This is a genomic window from Janthinobacterium sp. SUN206 (assembly GCF_030587305.1).
GTDB lineage: Bacteria > Pseudomonadota > Gammaproteobacteria > Burkholderiales > Burkholderiaceae_D > Janthinobacterium > Janthinobacterium kumbetense.
Genome location: NZ_JAPWIB010000003.1, coordinates 490,347 through 507,886, shown reverse-complemented (window position 1 = coordinate 507,886; position 17,540 = coordinate 490,347). Strand labels below are relative to the sequence as shown.

The window sequence follows — 17,540 nt, the reverse complement described above, 5'->3', positions numbered from 1 at the left end:
TGACCGCAAGACAACAAAAGGATTGATAATAGCGGACATTTTTCGCTGCCCTCCTTTATGCGCCCCTTGCTTCGCCCCGCCAATCTGTTCCTGCTGCTGACCTACGCCTTGCTGACGGCCGTGCCCTTCATCCCCGCGCTGCTGGGACGTGCGCCCGAGCATCCCTGGCAGATGCTCACGTTCGAACTGCTGGCCTGGCTGGCCGTCTGGAGCGTGTTCAAGCGCCCCGCATATTTCCACTGGCTGCTGGTGCCCGCCTTCCTGGCCCTGCCGACGGAAATCTACCTGTTCATCTTCTATGGCCAGGGCATTTCCACGCACCACCTGGGTATCATCTTCGAAACCAGCCCCAAGGAAGCGATGGAATTCCTCGGGCAAAAAGTATGGCTGATGGGCGCCGTCATGCTGAGCGTGATCGCCTGGTGCGCTGCCAGTTGGTTTGCGGCCGCGCGCACGCGCGACCTCGACTGGCGCGGCAAGACGCGCCCGGCCGCCTTCGTGCTGTTGCTCCTGCTGGGCGGCTTCTGGTGGTATGGCTACGAATTCGGTTTCGACGCCAAAGTCCTGCACAGCGCCCCAGCATCGGCCAAGGCCGGCAACTCGGCGGCCAGCGGCAAGGCGGGCGCCTCCGGCTTCGGCGACGCCAGCTCGGCCGATGACGAAACGGCCGAGGAAGACGAGGAAAGCAGCAAGCCGGAGAACGCCAGCATCGCCGGCGCCGACGAGACGGGCCTGGGTTGGCCCAGCCTGCCTCACTGGGCGCGCCTGCCCTACGCCTTCGACACCGTCAGCAATTCCTGGCCCTTCGGCCTGGCCGCGCGCGGCTTCGATTTCTACAAGGAACGCAAATACCTGGCCGAACTGGGACAGAAAAGCAGCAGCTTCCGTTTCGGCGCGCACCAGCAACAGCCCGATCCCCATCCGGAAGTGGTGGTCATGGTGATCGGCGAATCGTCGCGCTACGACCGCTGGAGCCTGAACGGCTATGAGCGCGACACGAATCCCCTGCTGAAACAGGAAAGCAACCTGGTGCCGCTGGCCGACGTCATCACGGCCGTTTCCGCCACGCGCCTGTCCGTGCCCGTCATCATCTCGCGCAAGCCGGCCACGCAAAGCCTCAAGGATGGCTTCTCGGAAAAATCCTTCCTCACCGCCTACAAGGAAGCGGGCTTCAAGACGTACTGGCTGTCGAACCAGATCTCGTTCGGCCAGTTCGACACGCCCGTGTCCGTGTTTGCCAAGGAAGCGGACGTGGTGCAATTTCTGAACCTGGGCGGCTTTACCAACAATTCGAACTTCGACCAGATCCTGTTCGATCCGTTCAAGAACGCGCTGGCCGACCCGGCGCCGAAAAAACTCATCGTGCTGCACACGCTGGGCAGCCACTGGAACTACAGCCAACGCTATCCCAAGCAATTCGACAAGTGGCAGCCGTCGCTGTTCGGCGTCGACAAGCCCGTCTACACGGACACGGCCATCAAGCCGCAGCTGAACAACAGCTACGACAGCTCCATCCTGTACACGGACTGGTTCCTGTCGAACGTGATCGGCATGCTGAAGGACGATGGCCAGCGCACGGCCTTGCGCAGTTCTCTCGTCTACGTGGCCGATCACGGCCAGACCCTGTACGACGGCACCTGCCGCCTGGCCTTCCATGGCCACAACACGCAGTTCGAATTCCACGTGCCCGCCTTCGTCTGGTATTCGCCGCAATTCCAGCAGCATTATCCGGACAAGGTGACGCAGCTGCGGCGCCATCAAAAGGCGCGCCTGTCGACGGAAAACATGTTCCACACCCTGCTCGACCTAGGCGACATCCGTTTTGCCGGCGAACAACCCGAATGGAGCATCGCCAGCCCCCACTTCAAACAGCACAAGCGCTACGTCGACAGCTATGGCTGGACCAACTACGACAACGCCATCATCCGCGGCGATTGCCGCGAAGTGATCGACAAGAGCACGCCGGAGAAACAGGAAAAGTAAGTGCGGCCATCAGGCCCGTTCGAGGACGCCGCCGCAATCGGCCGGCTGCGCCATGTGCGTGCTGAGCCAGTCGAAGACGCGCCCGGCCTTGTCCGCGATGCCGGCGTCAAAACCACGCTGCGCCAGCAGGGCGATACCATTCGTGGCCTGCAGCACGCCCGGCGCCAGCAACAGCGCGCCGGCATCATCACGGCGCACGCACCACGGCGCCAGGCAGTCTTCCAGCAGCGGTCCCAGCACGAGGTTGTGCGACGAGACGATCACCAGGTGCTGCGCCGCCAGGCTGTGCAGCACGGCGGCGGCGGCCGCCACCGACTCGAGGTGGTTCGTGCCGCGGAAGATTTCATCGATCAGGAACAGTGCCGGCGCCCCCTCCCTGGCCAGCGCCAGCAATTCGCGCGCGCGCCGCAATTCGGCGATATACAAACTTTCGCCGCCATCGAGCGAGTCTTCATTCTGCATGCTCGAATACAGGGGCAGCAGGGGCACCCGGGCCGCCTGCGCATAGCAAAAGCCGAAGGAGCGCGCACTGATCAGATTGAGCCCCACGCCGCGCAACAAAGTACTTTTTCCCACCGCATTCTGCCCCGAAATGAAGGCACCGCGGCCATCGAGCCGCAGCGACAGGGGCTTGGCGCCGTCCAGCAGCGGATGCACCATGGCATCGAGCGATAACTGCCGCGCATCGCTTTCCTGCGCCCAGCAAAACTGCGCGCGGCCGCGCACGTGGCGCGCCAGGGCCAGGTCTGCTTCCAGCTGGGCCACCTGGGTAAAGCTGTCGCGCAAAAAGGGCAGCTGCTGCGCCAGCAGCTGGCGCGTGCGGAAATAGCGCTTGACGTTTTTCAGCAGGAGCCAGTCGCCATATTCGACCAGTACCGTATCGATGAAGGGCACGTAATGCAGCAGCGAACGCTCGATGGCGCGCGTCAGTTTTGCCGCCTGCGCGCCCTCCGCAGCCAATGGCAAGGCTGCCGGCACATCGAGCCGCGCCAGCGCGGCACGGGTTTTCAGCAGGTACCGCAAGGTATCGAGCGTGCGCTCCCACGCCTTGGCGCTTTCGTAAAAACGCGCCTGCACGGTCATCAGCGCCACACAGGCGGCCACCACGCCGAACAGGGCCGGCCACCCCATCAGCCAGGTAGCGGCGATGGCCAGCAACAAGGCCAGCGGCACCAGCCAGAGCCAGGCGCGCCACCAGGGCGCCGGCGCCAGCGCCGCACCAAACAGGGTTGCGCACACTTCCTTATCAGCCTGACGCAAGGGCAGGCAGGCGCGCTGCAGGCTGGCCGCCTGGGCCGGATCGTCCAGCAATCGCCGGACGCGCGCAATGGAGGCAGGATCAGCCTGGCCGCCGCTCAGACGCCGGTGCAGCTCCTGCTGGCCGAAGATACTGGTCTCGCGCGCCAACTGCGCCGCATACTGGTCGAGCAGCAGCTCGTTCCAGGTCTGCTCATCCAGCGCTGGCGCCTCGCCCGCCAGCCGCTGCAGCATTGCCACGTCGCTGCGCGCAAAAGGATAATCGAGCGCCGGCGCGAAGACACGGGCAGGGAAAAGTTGCTGGAGGAACGGATGCATGGCGCCTGTGGAGGAGTCTATGAAAGGTATGTTCCCGCAGATGCAGGCGATTGCCAATTTATCAAGTGCAACCTGCGCGGACGGACATGCTGGACAACGCGGACACGGCGGACAGCCGGACGCCAAATATTTTCCCCATTCAAATCAACGACTTAACAACTGGCACGGATCGTGCATTGAGAAAGGTATCCTTCACGAGACCTGACCATGATCCGCGATACTTCCTCCCAAGACGCCGTCCTGTCCGCCCCGCCGGGCCAGCGCCACAAGCAACGCGCCCTGCTGCTGGCCGGCGTCGCCGTCGTCATCGGCGCCGCCATCGCTGCCGTTGCGGGCTGGCGCAACAGCGAACATTCCGTCAATGCCGACCGCCTGCGCATCGCCGACGTCACGCGCGGTACCCTGATCCGCGACGCCGCCGTGAACGGACGCGTGGTCGCCGCCATCAGCCCGACCCTGTACTCGACCACGGTGGCCACCGTCACGCTGAAAGCGAAGGCCGGCGACACCGTCAAGAAGGGCGACATCCTGGCCGTGCTGGAGTCGCCCGACCTGTCGGACGCGCTGAAACGCGAGCAGTCGAGCGTGCAGCAGCTGGAAGCGGAAGTGGCGCGCCAGCAGATCCTGGCCAAGAAACAGAAACTGCTGGCCCGGCGCGAAGCGGACACGGCGGAAATCGAGCGCCTGTCCGCCCAGCGCACGCTGGAGCGCTATGAAAGCGTGGCGCAGGTGGGCATCATCGCCAAGATCGATTACCAGAAGGCCAAGGATGCCTTGAATTCCGCCGAGATCCGCAGCAAGCACGCTTCGCAGGCGGCGGGCCTGGAAGGCGAGGACGTGACCCTGGCGCTGAAGACCCGGGTCAACGAACTGGAACGCCAGCGCCTGAGCCGCGACAACGCCCAGCGCAGGGTCGACGAGCTGACCGTGCGCGCGCCCGTCAATGGCTTCATCGGCACGCTGTCGGTGGCCAACCGCAGCGTGGTGCAGGCCAACACGGCCCTGATGACCCTGGTCGACCTGTCGCAGCTGGAAGTGGAGCTGGAAGTACCGGAAACGTATGTGGCCGACATCGGCCTGGGCATGAGCGCCGAGATCGAAACGGGCGCCATCCGCGCCTCCGGCAAGCTGTCGGCGCTGTCGCCCGAAGTGGTCAAGAACCAGGTGCTGGCGCGCGTGCGCTTCAACGGCGAACAGCCGGCCGGCCTGCGCCAGAACCAGCGCGTCTCGGCACGCCTGTTGATCGACGAGCGGCCCAATGTGCTGATGCTGGCGCGCGGGTCCTTCGTCGAAGCCGAAGGCGGACGCTTTGCCTACGTGGTGCGCGATGGCGTGGCCGTGCGCACGCCCATCAAGCTGGGCGCCACCAGCATCTCGGCCGTCGAGATTCTGGGGGGCCTGAAGCTGGGCGACAAGGTGGTGGTCGCCGGTACGGAAAATTTCGCGAACGCGGCCCGCGTCGCACTCAATTAATTTCAGTCAACAAGGAGGCTTCCCATGCTGCGCATGCAAAACCTGAGCAAGATCTACCGCACCCACATGATCGAAACGCACGCGCTGCGCGGCTTCGAGATCCACGTTCGCCAGGGCGAATTCGTCACCGTCACGGGACCATCCGGCTCCGGCAAGACAAGCTTCCTGAACATCGCCGGGCTGCTCGAGGAATTCACCGATGGCGAATACATCCTCGACGGCGTCAACGTCAAGGGCATGGACGATAATGCCCGCTCGCGCCTGCGCAATGAAAAACTGGGCTTCATCTTCCAGGGTTTCAACCTGATTCCCGACCTGTCGCTGTTCGACAACGTCGACGTGCCGCTGCGCTACCGGGGCTTCAACAGCGCCGAGCGCCGCGAACGCATCGAGGATGCGCTGGCCAAGGTGGGACTGGCCTCGCGCATGAAGCATTATCCGGCCGAACTGTCGGGCGGGCAGCAACAACGCGTGGCGATCGCACGCGCGCTGGCCGGCTCGCCGAAACTGCTGCTGGCCGATGAACCGACGGGCAACCTGGACACGCAGATGGCGCGCGGCGTGATGGAACTGCTGGAGGACATCAACGCGCAAGGCACGACCATCCTGATGGTGACGCACGATCCGGAACTGGCGCTGCGTTCGCAACGCAACGTGCACATCATCGACGGCCAGGTGTCGGACCTGGTGCAGCATGGCGCCACGCTGTCGGCCAGGCCACAGCACGCGACCGCCTAGGAGCCGCCATGTTCCACTACTATTTCAAGCTGGGCCTGCGCAACCTGCGCCGCAATCCCGCCCTGACGGCATTGATGGTGCTGACCCTGGCTGTCGGCGTGGCCGCCAGCGTGGCCACCGTGACCATCCTGCACGCCATGTCGGGCGACCCCTTGCCGCACAAGAGCGACCGCATGTTCGTGCCGATGATCGACGTAGTTCCCTTGAAAGGCTATACGCCGGGCACCAAGCCCAGCTTCGGCCAGGCACAACTCGCCTATACCGATGCGAAGAACTTCATGGCCAGCAAGATAGGCATCCGCCGCAGCGTCATGTACGGCGTGGCCGGCCCCGTGGAACCGGCGCGCAGGGACCTCGGCGCCTTCCGGGCCCAGGGCCTGGCTCCCACACGCGATTTCTTTGCCATGTTTGAAGTGCCCTTCCTGTATGGCCAGCCATGGAGCGAAGCCGACGACGACAGCGGCGCCGACGTCATCGTCCTGAGCCGCGCCCTGGCGGAAAAGCTGCTGGGCACAGTCAATCCCGTGGGCCAGCGCGTGACGGTGCTGGGACGTCCCTATCTGGTCAGCGGCGTGCTCGCTCAGTGGGACCCCGTGCCGCGCGTGCACCGCATCATCGGCAGCAAGGGTGCTTTCGGCACGGAGGATGAATTCTTCATTCCGTTTGCCAGCGCCATTCGCCACGAAACGGGGCATGACGGCGGCATGGCCTGCAGCGGCGTCGAGCGCAGCCCCGGTTACCAGGGCATCCTGGCATCGGACTGCACCTGGCTGCAATTCTGGTTCGAAATGGCCAGCGCCGGCGAACGCAGCGACCTGCAGGCTTATCTCGACAGCTATGCGGCCGAACAGCGCAAGCTGGGCCGCATGCCGCGCCATGCTCCCAACATGCTGTACGACGTCAGGCAGTGGCTCGATTTCCTGAACGTTGTCGACAACGACAACAAGCTGGCCACCTGGCTGGCCTTCGGCTTCCTGCTGCTCTGCCTGGTCAACACCATCGGCCTGCTGCTGGCCAAGTTCTCCGTGCGGGCGGCGGAAGTCGGCATCCGCCGTGCGCTGGGCGCCACGCAGCGCGACATCTTCCGCCAGTTCCTCATTGAGACAGGCGTCATCGGGCTGGCCGGCGGCGTGCTGGGCCTGTTGCTGGCCTATGCCGCCCTGGCCGTGGTGAGTTCGCAGTCGAAAGAGCTGGGCACCGTGGCGCACCTGGATGTCCCGATGCTACTGCTGACGTTTGCCGTTTCCGTACTGGCGGCCTTGCTCGCAGGGCTGTTGCCCACCTGGCGCGCCTGCCAGGTCACGCCGGCCATGCAGCTCAAATCCCAATGACACCCACCTTTTCACAATGAGGCCCAACATGGAAATCCGCCCCATCCTGTCGGCGCTGATGCGCAACAAGACCGGCGCCGTGCTCGTCGCCGTGCAAGTCGCCATCAGCCTCGCCATCCTGGCCAACGCCTTGTACATCGTCAACCTGCGCCAGGCCATCGCCGCCCGTCCCACCGGCGTGGTAGCCGAAAACGACATCTTCTATGTCAAAGTCCAGAGCATGGACAAAGGCAGCCCGCAACGCCAGATAGCCGAGCAGAAGCGCCAGGCCGCGATACTGCGCGCCCTGCCGGGCGTGGTCTCCGTGGCGCAAACCACGCAGGCGGTTCTGTCGCGCTCCGGCAGCAGCACCAACGTCGCGGCCAAACGCGGACAGGCCGCGGCCAGCGCCAGCACCTCGATGTACGTCACGCCCGATTCGCTGGTCAAGACATATGGATTGAAGCTGGTGGAAGGGCGCGATTTCCATGCCGACGAGGTCCCGGAAATCAATGAAGACGTCGATGAAAGCTTCCCCAAGGTGGTGATCGTGACGCGCGCCGCGGCGCAAAAGATCTGGCCCGGCGAAACCAGCTTTGTCGGCAAACCCCTGTTCAATGGCACCGGCGACAACGATGACGAGATGCGCGTGATCGGCGTGGTGGAACGGCTGCAGACCCAGGTCGGCCAGGTCGGCGCCCAGGGCGAGTATTCGATCATCCTGCCGGCGCGCCTGACGGGCGGGCGCGATTCGCTGCTATTTGCCGTGCGGGCAGAACCAGGCCAGCGCGACCGCCTGATGAAAGAGGCGGAACAAGCGATCCGCAAGTCCAGCAGCGAGCGCCTGCTGGTGCGCACGGATACCCTGGAACAGCACCGCAAAGCACGTTATCTGGCCGACCGGGGCTTGTCCTGGATGCTCATCGCCGTCAGCACCCTGCTGCTGCTGGTGACGGCCAGCGGCATCGTCGGCATCGCCAGCCTGTGGGTCTCGCAGCGGCGCAAGCAGATCGGCGTGCGGCGCGCGCTCGGCGCGCGCCGCATCGACATCCTGCGCTATTTCCTGACCGAGAATTTCATGATCACCAGCGTCGGCGTGGCATGCGGCGTGCTGCTGGCATTGGGCTTGAACCAGCTGCTGGTAAGCCAGCTGGAAATGGCGCGCCTGCCGCCCGGCTATCTGCTGGCCGGTGCGCTGGTGTTCTGGCTGCTGGGCGTGGGCGCCGTGTACGGTCCGGCATGGCGCGCGGCCAGTATTTCGCCGGCCACTGCCACCCGCAGTACCTGAGCCGGCACCTGAGTGATATGCTGCGCGCATGCCTACCGTACTGATTATTGACGACAATGCCGCCGTGGCCATCGCGCTCGACGTGCTGTTCTCCCTGCACGAGATCGACGCCGTGCGCGCCGCCTCGCCCGAGGAAGGCCTGCAGCTGCTCGAGCGCCACGCCATCGACCTGGTGGTGCAGGACATGAACTTCACGGCCGACACCACCTCGGGCGAGGAAGGCAGCGCGCTGTTCCACGCCATCCGCGCGCGCTACCCGGACCTGCCCGTGGTCCTGCTGACAGCCTGGACGCAGCTCGACGCGGCCGTCGACCTGATCAAGTCCGGCGCGGCCGACTACCTGGCCAAGCCATGGGACGACCGGCGCCTGATCGCCAGCGTGCAAAACCTGCTGGAGCTGGGACAAGCCAACCGCGCGCTGCGCCAGCGCGTGGTGGCCGAGCAGCGCCAGCGCCACGCGCTGGAACACGACTTCGACTTGCGCGGCATGGTGTGGCAAGACCCGGCCACCGAACGCGTGGTGCACCTGGCGTGCCAGGTGGCGCGCGCCGACGTGCCCGTGCTCATTTCGGGGCCGAACGGCAGCGGCAAGGAACGCATCGCCGCCATCGTGCAAGCCAATTCCCAGGTCGCCAGCGGTCCTTTCGTGGTGCTCAATTGCGGTGCCGTGCCGGTGGACCTGATCGAGGCGGAACTGTTCGGTGCCGAGGCCGGCGCGTACACGGGCATCACCCGCGCGCGCGACGGCAAGTTCGATGCGGCCGACGGCGGCACGCTGTTCCTCGACGAGATAGGCAACCTGCCGCTGGCCGGGCAAATGAAGCTGCTGCGCGTGCTGGAAACGGGACGCTTCGAGCGCCTCGGTTCGAACCGCGAGCGGCAGGTGAAAGTGCGCGTCATCAGCGCCAGTAACGCCGACCTGCCGGCGATGATCAAGGCCGGCACGTTCCGCGAAGACCTGTTTTACCGCCTGAACGTGATCGAACTGCGCCTGCCGCCGCTGGCCCAGCGCCCGCTTGACATCCTGGTACTGGCGCGGCATTTCCTGGGCAGCGAGAAAACGCTCGATGCGCAGGCGCAGGCGACCCTGCTGGCCCATGGCTGGCCGGGCAATGTGCGCGAACTGAAAAACGTCATGCAGCGCGCCAGCCTGCTGACGGCAGGTCCAGTGATCCGCGCGCAGGAGACGGGCTTGCCGCTGGCAGGCGTGCCATCGCTGCGCGCGCCGCAGGATGGCGCCGCGACGGAGCCAGACCGCGACAGCGTCACCGCGGCGCTGGCGCGCGCGCAAGGCGTGGTGGCGCAGGCGGCGCAGGAACTGGGGCTGTCGCGCCAGGCGCTGTACCGGCGCATGGAACGCCTGGGCATCGCGCGCGGCTGATGGCAAACCGCCCCATGCGCCTCTCCCTGCTCACGCGCTGGACGGCGCTGATCGTTACCTTGCTGGTGCTGGGCATCGTCATCGCCCTGCTGCTCGCGCATTTTTTACCCGACCAGCCGCTGCTGGTGCTGGCAGGTACCCTGCTGTGCGTGTTGCCGGTCGCCGTCATTACCATCCGCGCGCAGCTGCAGGCGATGCTGTCGCTGTTTCGCGCCCTGAGCGGCACGGTCGCCAGCTACCAGGACGGCGACTTCGGCTTCAGCTTGCGCTGGCCGCAAAACGATGAACTGGCCGACCTGGTGGCGGCCCACAATGCGCTCGGCGACGTGCTGCGCAAGCAGCGCCTGGACCTGGTGCAGCGCGAACTGCTGCTCGACACCATGGTGCAAAACACGCCGGTGGCCATGCTGCTGGTGGCCGAGGGCAGCGCCATCGTCTACGCCAACCTGGCCGCGCGCCAGCTGCTGCACCATGGCCGCCGGCTCGAAGGGCATCACCTGGCCGACATCGTGCAGCAGGCGGCACCGGCCCTGGCCGAGGCGCTCGCGCGCCGCAACGACGGCCTGTTTACCAGCGGCGAGGGGGAACAGGAAGAGGTGTATCACCTGGCGCGGCGCAGCTTCAGCCTGAACGGGCGCAAGCACGAACTGCTGCTGTTGCGCCAGCTGACACTGGAACTGCGCCGCCAGGAAGTGCAGACCTGGAAAAAAGTCATCCGCGTCATCAGCCATGAACTCAACAACTCGCTGGCGCCGCTGGCCTCGCTGGCCCATTCCGGTGCCGAACTGGTACGCCGCGGCCAGACGGAACGCCTGCCGCAAATCCTCGCCACCATCGAAGAGCGCACGCGCCACCTGGAAACCTTCATCCTCGGCTATGCGCGCTTTGCCAAGATGCCCGCGCCGCGCCTTGCGCCGTGCGAGTGGCAGCCTTTCCTCGATGGCCTGGCCTCGCAGGCGGCCTTCAGGCTCGACTGCCCGCCGCCCGCGCAGGCGGCCGTGTTCGATGCGGCGCAAATGCAGCAGGCACTGCTCAACCTGCTCAAGAATGCGCTGGAATCGGGCTCGCGGGAAGAGCACATCGGCCTGCACGTCAGCCTGGCGCAAGGGCAGTTGCGCATCGAAGTGCGCGACCGCGGCCCGGGCATGAGCGGCGCCGTGCTGGAAAACGCGCTGGTGCCGTTTTATTCCACCAAGCGCAGCGGCACGGGACTTGGCCTGGCGCTGGCGCGCGAAATCGCCGAAGCCCATGGCGGGCGCATCACGCTGGCCAACCGCGAGGACGGCGGCCTGGCGGTAACTCTAATTCTTCCCTTGCTGGACAGAAATTAGTTACTGGCGCAACGATTTTTCCATCACATGCTGCGCAATTATTTTTCAGTATTATATTGACAATTAGAGTTTTTAATATTGCAACATAACGAGCGCCATGCCCGTGTATTAGAAATAAGCTATTTAAGTTTGCATAATGATATAAAAATAGCTCATTGACAATGAAATGTCCTGGCGATAATTTATCTGAGCGGTACGGTTTTTTTGAAACATTAATCGTTTTTTCGCGGGGATAAAAATGAAACTGAAATCACTCATCGCAGTAGCACTCTTGAGCGCGGCTTCCATCGGCGTAGCGCAGGCGACAGCGTACAACGTGGACCTGATCAACACCACCGGCAACCTGTGGACGGGCGGCTTCAACGCCACGCCCGATCCGCTCGGCGCCTTTACCGACACCTTCACCTTCACGCCCGACGCCACGTTCGGTTCGACCGCGCAAGCCTTCCTGGCCAACCTGTCGGTCACGGGCAGCGATGCTTCGTCCATCAACTTCAGCAGTGCCAACCTGAACGGCATCGCCCTGACGGGCTTTGGCGGACCCACCGTCTTCGGCTATGCCCAGGGCGAAGTGCTAGCGCCAACCAACCTGCTGTTCAACGGCCCGATGGTCCTCACCGTGATGGGCAACAGCAATGGCGGCAGCTATGGCGGCACCTTCAACCTGAACCTGGCTCCCGTTCCTGAACCAGAAACCTATGGCATGCTGCTGGCCGGCCTGGGCGTACTGGGCTTCCTGGCACGACGCCGCAAGCAATCTTGAGCTCCCCACCAAAAAGACGCTGCGGCGTCTTTTTTTCAGCCGGCTGCTAAACTGGCGCCATGACGACCGACTTCACCTCCACCAGCCATACCGCTTTCAGCCACCCGGGCCACCCGCCTGCCACCACCACCGAACACCGCGGCATCCGCTACCTGCACCTGGGGACCAAGTGGGTGCAGGGCGCCATGCGCCTGGACAAACCCGACGCCATCGAGCTCGAATACGTGCAGATGATGATGATGTGGATGCTGTTCAAGACGCAGCCCAAACGCATCGTGCAGCTGGGCCTGGGCAGCGCCGCGCTGACCAAATTCAGCTACCGCCGCTTCCCCGACGCCACGGTCACGGCCATCGAACTCAATCCGAACGTGATCGCCATCTGCGGCGCCCAGTTCGCGCTGCCGCCGAACGACGCGCGCCTCGACGTGCGCGAAATGAATGCGCTCGACTTCGTGCTTGATCCGGCCAACCACGGCACCGTCGATGCGCTGCAAGTGGACCTGTACGACGAAGACGCGCGCGGCCCCGTGCTCGACACGCCCGAGTTCTACCAGGCTTGCTTCGACTGCCTGACGGACGACGGCATCATGTGCACGAATGTCTTCGGCGACTTCCCCAACTACGACAAGAATCTGCAGGCGATGGAGCTGGTTTTCGACGCCGTCGTCTGGGTACCGGAAATGGAAGATGAAAACATCGTCGTGCTGGCCTTCAAAAAATCGCCGTCGCTCGACTTCAGCGATTTATACGAACGCGCCGGCACCATCAAGAAGCAGTTCAACCTGCCCGCCAAGAACTGGGTCAACGGCCTAAAGCAGTGGATGCAGGACCAGCAATAAGGTAGCTGCATCACGCCGGCAGCAGTCCACCCAGGCGGCGCGCCAGGCCATCCATGTTCTCGGCCGGCACCTGGGCATAACCGAGCAGGAAACCGTTCCAGCCCCCCGCATCTCCCGTGCCATGCGCGGACAGGGCCAGAGCCACGATGCCGTCCTGCGCGGCGCTGCGGCTCAGCGCCAGGTCATCCCATGCGCGATCATGGAAACGCAGCGCCAGGTGCATGCCGGCCGTGCCGCCATGGATGGATGCGCCCGCGCACGCATGGCGCTGCAGCGCCTCGCTCAAGGCATCGCGGCGCTGGCGATACAGCCGGCGCATGCGCCGCACGTGGCGCGCAAACAGGCCGCTGCGCAGGAACTCGGCCAGCGCCAGCTGTTCCGCCACCCTCCCCCGCGCGGCGCCCTGCGCCTGCATCTGTGCGAAGGCCCCTGCCAGCGCGGCCGGCACGACGACAAAGGCGATGCGCAAGGCGGGAAACATGGTCTTGCTGAAGGTCCCCAGGTACACGACGGGCGCGTCGGCCACCAGTCCATGCATCGCGGCCAGGGGTGGGCCGCCATGGCGAAACTCGCTGTCGTAATCGTCTTCGATAATCAGGGCGCCGGCCGCGCGGGCGCGTTCGAGCAGCGCCATGCGGCGCGCGGGACTGAGCACGCTGCCCGTCGGATACTGGTGCGACGGCGTGGTGTAGATGAGGCGCGGCGGCGTGTCGCGCCAGTCGTCATCCGTCGGTGCGATGCCGTCCATGTCGACCGCGATACCGGTCACCTGCAAGCCCGCGCCACGGCCCGCCGCCAGCGCGCCGCCATAGCCTGGATGCTCGATCCACAAGGTGTCGCCCTGGTCGGCAAAGGCGCGCAGGCAGACATCGAGGCTGCTTTGCGTGCCGTCCGTGATGAACACCTGGCCCGCATCGCAGACGACGCCGCGCGCGGCGCGCAAATGCTCGGCAATGGCCATGCGCAACGACGGCTCGCCGGCCGGGTCGCCGTAATTGAGCTGGCGCGGCGTCAGCGCGCGCCAGGCGCGGTCCAGCATGCGCCGCCACTGCGCCAGTGGAAACTCATCGAGCGCCGGTACGCCAGGCGCAAACGCGCCCATGGCGTCGGCGGGAAACACTACCGACGCATTCACATCCTGTCCCGCCACGCCGCGCAAATGCCGCGCGCGGCGGGACAAGCCACCGTTGCCCCCTGCCGCAGGCGCGGCCGCAGGCACACCGGTGCTGCCGGCGACGACGGTGCCGCGCCGGTCCGGCAAGACAAATCCCTCGCTGGCCAGCTGCTCGTAGGCGTACAGCACGGTATTGCGCGCCAGTCCCAGTTCGGCCGCCAGCACGCGCGTGGCGGCCAGCCGCGTGCCGGGCGCCAGCTGGCCGCCGCGGATCGCCGCGCGCAGGCATTCATGCAGCAGGCGCTGGCGCGACCAGCCCCGCCCGCAGTGCGTGCGCTCGAACGCATTCAGCAGCAAAGCGAAGTCCATGCTTCCCCTTCATTGTGGCTCTAAATTATTTATCGGTTCTGGATCTTTTTTCAGGGCCAGATGCCGATTATAGTGCGGCCTGCTTCTTCAACCAACGGGACTTCCACCATGACCGCTACCGCCCTGCCCCCCAGCCCCCGTACCCGCGTGCGCCGCGTCGCCGAACTGGCCAGCTATGAACAGACCACCCTGCACGCCATCCTCGATGCCGCCTATCTGTGCCATATCGCTTTTCGCGACGACAAGGGCAGCCATTGCATCCCGACCGCCTGCTGGCGCATCGGCGGCCACCTGTACATCCATGGCTCGAACGGCAGCCGCATGCTCAAGCAGCTCTTGCTCGACGGCGACGCGTGCGTGACGGTCAGCCATCTCGACGGCCTGGTGCTGGCACGCTCCGCCTTCAATCACACCATGAACTACCGCTCAGCGATGGTGTATGGGCAGTTTGAGAAAGTCAGCGACATCGGCCAGCAGCATGCGGCCATGGATGCGCTGATGGAGAAGCTGGCGCCGGGACGCCTGACACAGGTGCGCGGTGGCAGCGCCAAGGAATACGCGGCCACCACTGTGCTGCGCATCGCGCTCGACGAATGCGCCGTCAAGCAGCGCACGGGCGGCCCGCTCGACGATGTGGGCGACATGGCGCATGCCGTCTGGACGGGCGAACTGCCCTTTACGCACGGCCATGGCGCGGCCATCGCCGATGCGCTCAACACCTGCGACATGCCCGCGTATGCCGCCGCCTGGGGTACGGAATCCGCTTGACCGGCCAGCGTGCTTGCCCGATGATCGGCATTGATGGCGATCGCCACCAATTGACCAACCGATCCAATCACGCATGGAGCATATGATGATGAAGCGAGTATCCCTGGCCGCGGCCCTGACGGTCATGCTGACCTGTGGCGGCAGCGGCGCGGCGCTGGCCGCCGATGCAGGCGACGCGGCCCTGAAGGCGGCCATCGCCGGCAGTGCGCGCACGCCAGCCAACGCGCTGCGCGACAGCGCCCGCCACCCGTATGAAACGCTGACGTTTTTCGGCATCAAGCCGACCATGACGGTGGTGGAGCTGGCACCCGGCGGCGGCTGGTACACGGAAATCCTGGCGCCCTACCTGCGCGACCACGGCAAGCTGATCGCCGCCGGCAACGACCCGCAGTCAAGCAGCGAAGGCGCACGCCGTGGCGCGGCGCGCTTCCAGCAAAAACTCGACGCCAACCCGAGCGCTTTCGGCAAGGTGGAACTCGGCGCCTTCGCGCCTCCCACCACCTACCGCATCGCCCCCAAGGGCACGGCCGACATGGTGCTCACCTTCCGCAATATCCACAACTGGATACCGATCGGCGACGAGGGCATGCAGACCCTGTTCAAGGAAGTGTATGACAGCCTGAAACCGGGCGGCGTGTTCGGCGTCGTCGAACACCGCCTGCCGGCGAACAAGGCGCAGGATGCCACGGCCAGCAGCGGCTACATGCACGAAGCGTATGTGATCAAGCTGGCCGAAAGCGCAGGCTTCAAACTGGCGGCCAAATCGGAAATCAACGCCAATCCCAAGGATACGGCGGACCATGAGGGCGGCGTCTGGGCACTGCCGCCCACCTACGCCAACAAGGATGTGGAGCGCGCCAAGTACACGGCCATCGGCGAGAGCGACCGCATGACCCTGAAGTTCGTCAAGCCATAGCGTAAAAAAGGCCACCTTGCGGTGGCCTTCTGCTTTTACTTCTTGCCTTCCTTCGCCTTCACCGGCACCAGGCTCAAGTCCTGGAAGTCATAGCTGAAATCCGTCTCGGCCGACACGGGCGCCATCTTCACGCGGTCGATGCTGCCATCGGGATTGAGCGAAAACGTCACGTACGCATCGGCGTTGAAATTGCGCTCTTTCCAGCGCACGATGAAGGTGTCGTGCTGCCAGTGTTCCAGCTCGCCCGTCAGGTCCGGCGTGCGCGTGAAGCTGAGGATGTGTTTTTTTCCTTCCGGCTTGATCACGACCTTGCCATACCAGGCATCCTCGTACTCGCCGTCGTACGCCGCCAGCGACAGCGACGGCTGCGATTTGGCTGCGCGCGCGCTCGACGCCTTGCCCTGCTTTTTGACTTCCTCGGCATGCTGGTCCTGCTCCACCTTGGCCACCAGCGCCAGCCAGTCCGACGGCGCCGCCTGCAGGTAATGGTCGAGGATGCGCCATTGCAGCGCCGTCATGGAACCGCCATTTTCCGCATTGGTCAGAATGGCCACGCCCAGTTTTGCTTCCGGCACCATCACCACGCGCGAATAAAATCCCTGCAGCGCGCCACCGTGCATGGCCACTTTCATGCCCTTGTAGTCGCGCAGCTGGAAGCCCAGGCCATATGCGCTGAAGTTCGGTTTCGTCGCGGCCAGCGCCGGCTTCGGCTCGGAAATCTTGATCGGCGTTTGCGCCGTCCACATTTCGCGGCCCTGCTTTTCGCTGAACAACCGCGCTTCCTTGCCGTCCTTGTCCTTCACGCCGGCGATCTTGCCGCCGTCGAGCAGCACCATCATCCACTTGGCGATATCTTCCGCATTCGTGTTGATGCCGACGGCGCCCACGGCGTTCGGCACAGGCATGGACTTGACGGCGGTGATCTTGCCGTCGATCTTGCTGTGCGCACTGGCGACGTCGGGCTTGCCCGCGTTTTCAAGCAGGCTGGTGGTGGTGCCCGTCATGCCCAGCGGCGCCAGGATGCGCTCATGCATGGCCTCGCCCCAGCTCTTGCCCGCCTTGTCGGCGATGATCTTCCCGGCCACGATATACAGCAGGTTATCGTAGGCATAGCTGTTGCGAAAACTCGTGGCCGGGCGGATGTAGCGCAGCTTCTCGATGATCTCGTCGGTGCTGAAGGTGGTGGTCGGCCACCACAGCAAGTCGCCCGCGCCCAGACCCAGGCCGCTGCGGTGCGTCAGCAGGTCGCGCACGGTCATGGCGCCCGTCACGTAGGAATCGTGCATCTGGAAGCCGGGCAGGTGCTTGGTGACGGGATCGTCCCAGGCCAGCTTGCCATCGTCGACCAGCATGGCCAGCGCGGCGGCCGTGAAGCCCTTCGAGTTCGATGCTACCTCGAACAGGGTCTGCGCATCGACAGCGGCCGGCTCGCCGAGTTTACGCACGCCAAAGCCCCTGGCGGTGACGACCTTGCCGTCCTTGACGATGGCGATCGCCATGCCGGGCACGTCGAACACTTTCAAGGCGGTGGCGACGTCGCGGTCAAGGTCGAAGGTGGGCGCCGGCGCGGATGCGGCGGCAGCGACGGGTGCGGCGTCAAGAGCCAGCACCGGCACGGTGATGCTGGAAAACGCCAGCACGATGGCGGCGGCGAGACGATTCATGGTATGCATGGTCAGGATGTCCAAAGAA

The 17,540-nt window shown here is 64.9% G+C and carries 14 protein-coding genes; 11 read left to right on the top strand and 3 right to left on the bottom strand.

Annotated elements, in window-relative coordinates:
• Positions 1-57 precede the first annotated feature (57 nt).
• Positions 58-1,983, top strand: a complete 1,926-nt coding sequence (locus tag O3300_RS19200) for a phosphoethanolamine transferase (protein WP_305053831.1) — start codon at positions 58-60, stop codon at positions 1,981-1,983.
• Between the two features lie 9 nt (positions 1,984-1,992).
• Here the strand turns inward: O3300_RS19200 and O3300_RS19195 are convergent, their stop codons facing one another.
• Complete coding sequence (locus O3300_RS19195) at positions 1,993-3,558, bottom strand: DNA mismatch repair protein MutS (RefSeq protein ID WP_305053830.1); 1,566 nt, start codon at positions 3,556-3,558, stop codon at positions 1,993-1,995.
• 207 nt (positions 3,559-3,765) lie between these two features.
• Here O3300_RS19195 and O3300_RS19190 point away from each other — a divergent pair, with 207 nt between their 5' ends.
• The 8 genes from O3300_RS19190 to O3300_RS19155 all read left to right on the top strand — a co-directional run bounded on the left by O3300_RS19190 (position 3,766) and on the right by O3300_RS19155 (position 12,681).
• Positions 3,766-5,031: an efflux RND transporter periplasmic adaptor subunit gene (locus O3300_RS19190; RefSeq protein WP_305053829.1), complete on the top strand. Its 1,266-nt coding sequence runs from the start codon at positions 3,766-3,768 to the stop codon at positions 5,029-5,031.
• A gap of 24 nt (positions 5,032-5,055) precedes the next feature.
• Positions 5,056-5,769: an ABC transporter ATP-binding protein gene (locus O3300_RS19185; RefSeq protein WP_099665745.1), complete on the top strand. Its 714-nt coding sequence runs from the start codon at positions 5,056-5,058 to the stop codon at positions 5,767-5,769.
• Positions 5,770-5,777: 8 nt separating this feature from the next.
• Positions 5,778-7,100 carry an ABC transporter permease gene (locus O3300_RS19180; protein WP_099665746.1) on the top strand — a complete coding sequence of 441 codons (1,323 nt, stop codon included), beginning with the start codon at positions 5,778-5,780 and terminating at the stop codon, positions 7,098-7,100.
• Positions 7,101-7,128: 28 nt separating this feature from the next.
• Positions 7,129-8,367 (top strand): ABC transporter permease, encoded by a 1,239-nt coding sequence (locus O3300_RS19175; RefSeq protein WP_099665747.1) that lies wholly within the window; start codon positions 7,129-7,131, stop codon positions 8,365-8,367.
• A gap of 28 nt (positions 8,368-8,395) precedes the next feature.
• Positions 8,396-9,748: a sigma-54 dependent transcriptional regulator gene (locus O3300_RS19170; RefSeq protein WP_099665748.1), complete on the top strand. Its 1,353-nt coding sequence runs from the start codon at positions 8,396-8,398 to the stop codon at positions 9,746-9,748.
• Positions 9,748-11,079: a PAS domain-containing sensor histidine kinase gene (locus O3300_RS19165; RefSeq protein ID WP_369812303.1), complete on the top strand. Its 1,332-nt coding sequence runs from the start codon at positions 9,748-9,750 to the stop codon at positions 11,077-11,079. The genes O3300_RS19170 and O3300_RS19165 overlap by 1 nt, the downstream gene beginning before the upstream one ends.
• A 238-nt stretch (positions 11,080-11,317) precedes the next feature.
• Positions 11,318-11,842, top strand: a complete 525-nt coding sequence (locus O3300_RS19160; protein WP_099665750.1) for an FxDxF family PEP-CTERM protein — start codon at positions 11,318-11,320, stop codon at positions 11,840-11,842.
• A gap of 59 nt (positions 11,843-11,901) precedes the next feature.
• Entirely contained in the window at positions 11,902-12,681 is a 780-nt protein-coding gene (locus O3300_RS19155) for a spermidine synthase (protein ID WP_099665751.1), read from the top strand.
• A 10-nt stretch (positions 12,682-12,691) separates the two neighbouring features.
• Here O3300_RS19155 and O3300_RS19150 read toward each other — a convergent pair whose 3' ends face one another.
• Positions 12,692-14,164, bottom strand: a complete 1,473-nt coding sequence (locus tag O3300_RS19150) for a PLP-dependent aminotransferase family protein (protein ID WP_305053827.1) — start codon at positions 14,162-14,164, stop codon at positions 12,692-12,694.
• Positions 14,165-14,272: 108 nt separating this feature from the next.
• On the opposite strand from O3300_RS19150, the gene O3300_RS19145 reads away from it, so the two are divergent.
• Together O3300_RS19145 and O3300_RS19140 are read left to right on the top strand one after the other, a co-directional pair.
• Positions 14,273-14,932 (top strand): pyridoxamine 5'-phosphate oxidase family protein, encoded by a 660-nt coding sequence (locus O3300_RS19145; protein ID WP_369812302.1) that lies wholly within the window; start codon positions 14,273-14,275, stop codon positions 14,930-14,932.
• 88 nt (positions 14,933-15,020) lie between these two features.
• Positions 15,021-15,848 (top strand): class I SAM-dependent methyltransferase, encoded by an 828-nt coding sequence (locus O3300_RS19140; protein WP_305053825.1) that lies wholly within the window; start codon positions 15,021-15,023, stop codon positions 15,846-15,848.
• Positions 15,849-15,883: 35 nt separating this feature from the next.
• Here O3300_RS19140 and O3300_RS19135 read toward each other — a convergent pair whose 3' ends face one another.
• Positions 15,884-17,521 carry a serine hydrolase gene (locus O3300_RS19135; RefSeq protein ID WP_305053824.1) on the bottom strand — a complete coding sequence of 546 codons (1,638 nt, stop codon included), beginning with the start codon at positions 17,519-17,521 and terminating at the stop codon, positions 15,884-15,886.
• Positions 17,522-17,540 lie beyond the last annotated feature (19 nt).

Excerpts from the sequence above, each read along its gene's own strand:
- O3300_RS19200 (WP_305053831.1), top strand. The coding sequence starts at position 58 with ATGCGCCCCTTGCTTCGCCCCGCCAATCTGTTCCTGCTGCTGACCTAC.
- O3300_RS19195 (WP_305053830.1), bottom strand. The coding sequence starts at position 3,558 with ATGCATCCGTTCCTCCAGCAACTTTTCCCTGCCCGTGTCTTCGCGCCG.
- O3300_RS19190 (WP_305053829.1), top strand. The coding sequence starts at position 3,766 with ATGATCCGCGATACTTCCTCCCAAGACGCCGTCCTGTCCGCCCCGCCG.
- O3300_RS19185 (WP_099665745.1), top strand. The coding sequence starts at position 5,056 with ATGCTGCGCATGCAAAACCTGAGCAAGATCTACCGCACCCACATGATC.
- O3300_RS19180 (WP_099665746.1), top strand. The coding sequence starts at position 5,778 with ATGTTCCACTACTATTTCAAGCTGGGCCTGCGCAACCTGCGCCGCAAT.
- O3300_RS19175 (WP_099665747.1), top strand. The coding sequence starts at position 7,129 with ATGGAAATCCGCCCCATCCTGTCGGCGCTGATGCGCAACAAGACCGGC.
- O3300_RS19170 (WP_099665748.1), top strand. The coding sequence starts at position 8,396 with ATGCCTACCGTACTGATTATTGACGACAATGCCGCCGTGGCCATCGCG.
- O3300_RS19165 (WP_369812303.1), top strand. The coding sequence starts at position 9,748 with ATGGCAAACCGCCCCATGCGCCTCTCCCTGCTCACGCGCTGGACGGCG.
- O3300_RS19160 (WP_099665750.1), top strand. The coding sequence starts at position 11,318 with ATGAAACTGAAATCACTCATCGCAGTAGCACTCTTGAGCGCGGCTTCC.
- O3300_RS19155 (WP_099665751.1), top strand. The coding sequence starts at position 11,902 with ATGACGACCGACTTCACCTCCACCAGCCATACCGCTTTCAGCCACCCG.
- O3300_RS19150 (WP_305053827.1), bottom strand. The coding sequence starts at position 14,164 with ATGGACTTCGCTTTGCTGCTGAATGCGTTCGAGCGCACGCACTGCGGG.
- O3300_RS19145 (WP_369812302.1), top strand. The coding sequence starts at position 14,273 with ATGACCGCTACCGCCCTGCCCCCCAGCCCCCGTACCCGCGTGCGCCGC.
- O3300_RS19140 (WP_305053825.1), top strand. The coding sequence starts at position 15,021 with ATGAAGCGAGTATCCCTGGCCGCGGCCCTGACGGTCATGCTGACCTGT.
- O3300_RS19135 (WP_305053824.1), bottom strand. The coding sequence starts at position 17,521 with ATGCATACCATGAATCGTCTCGCCGCCGCCATCGTGCTGGCGTTTTCC.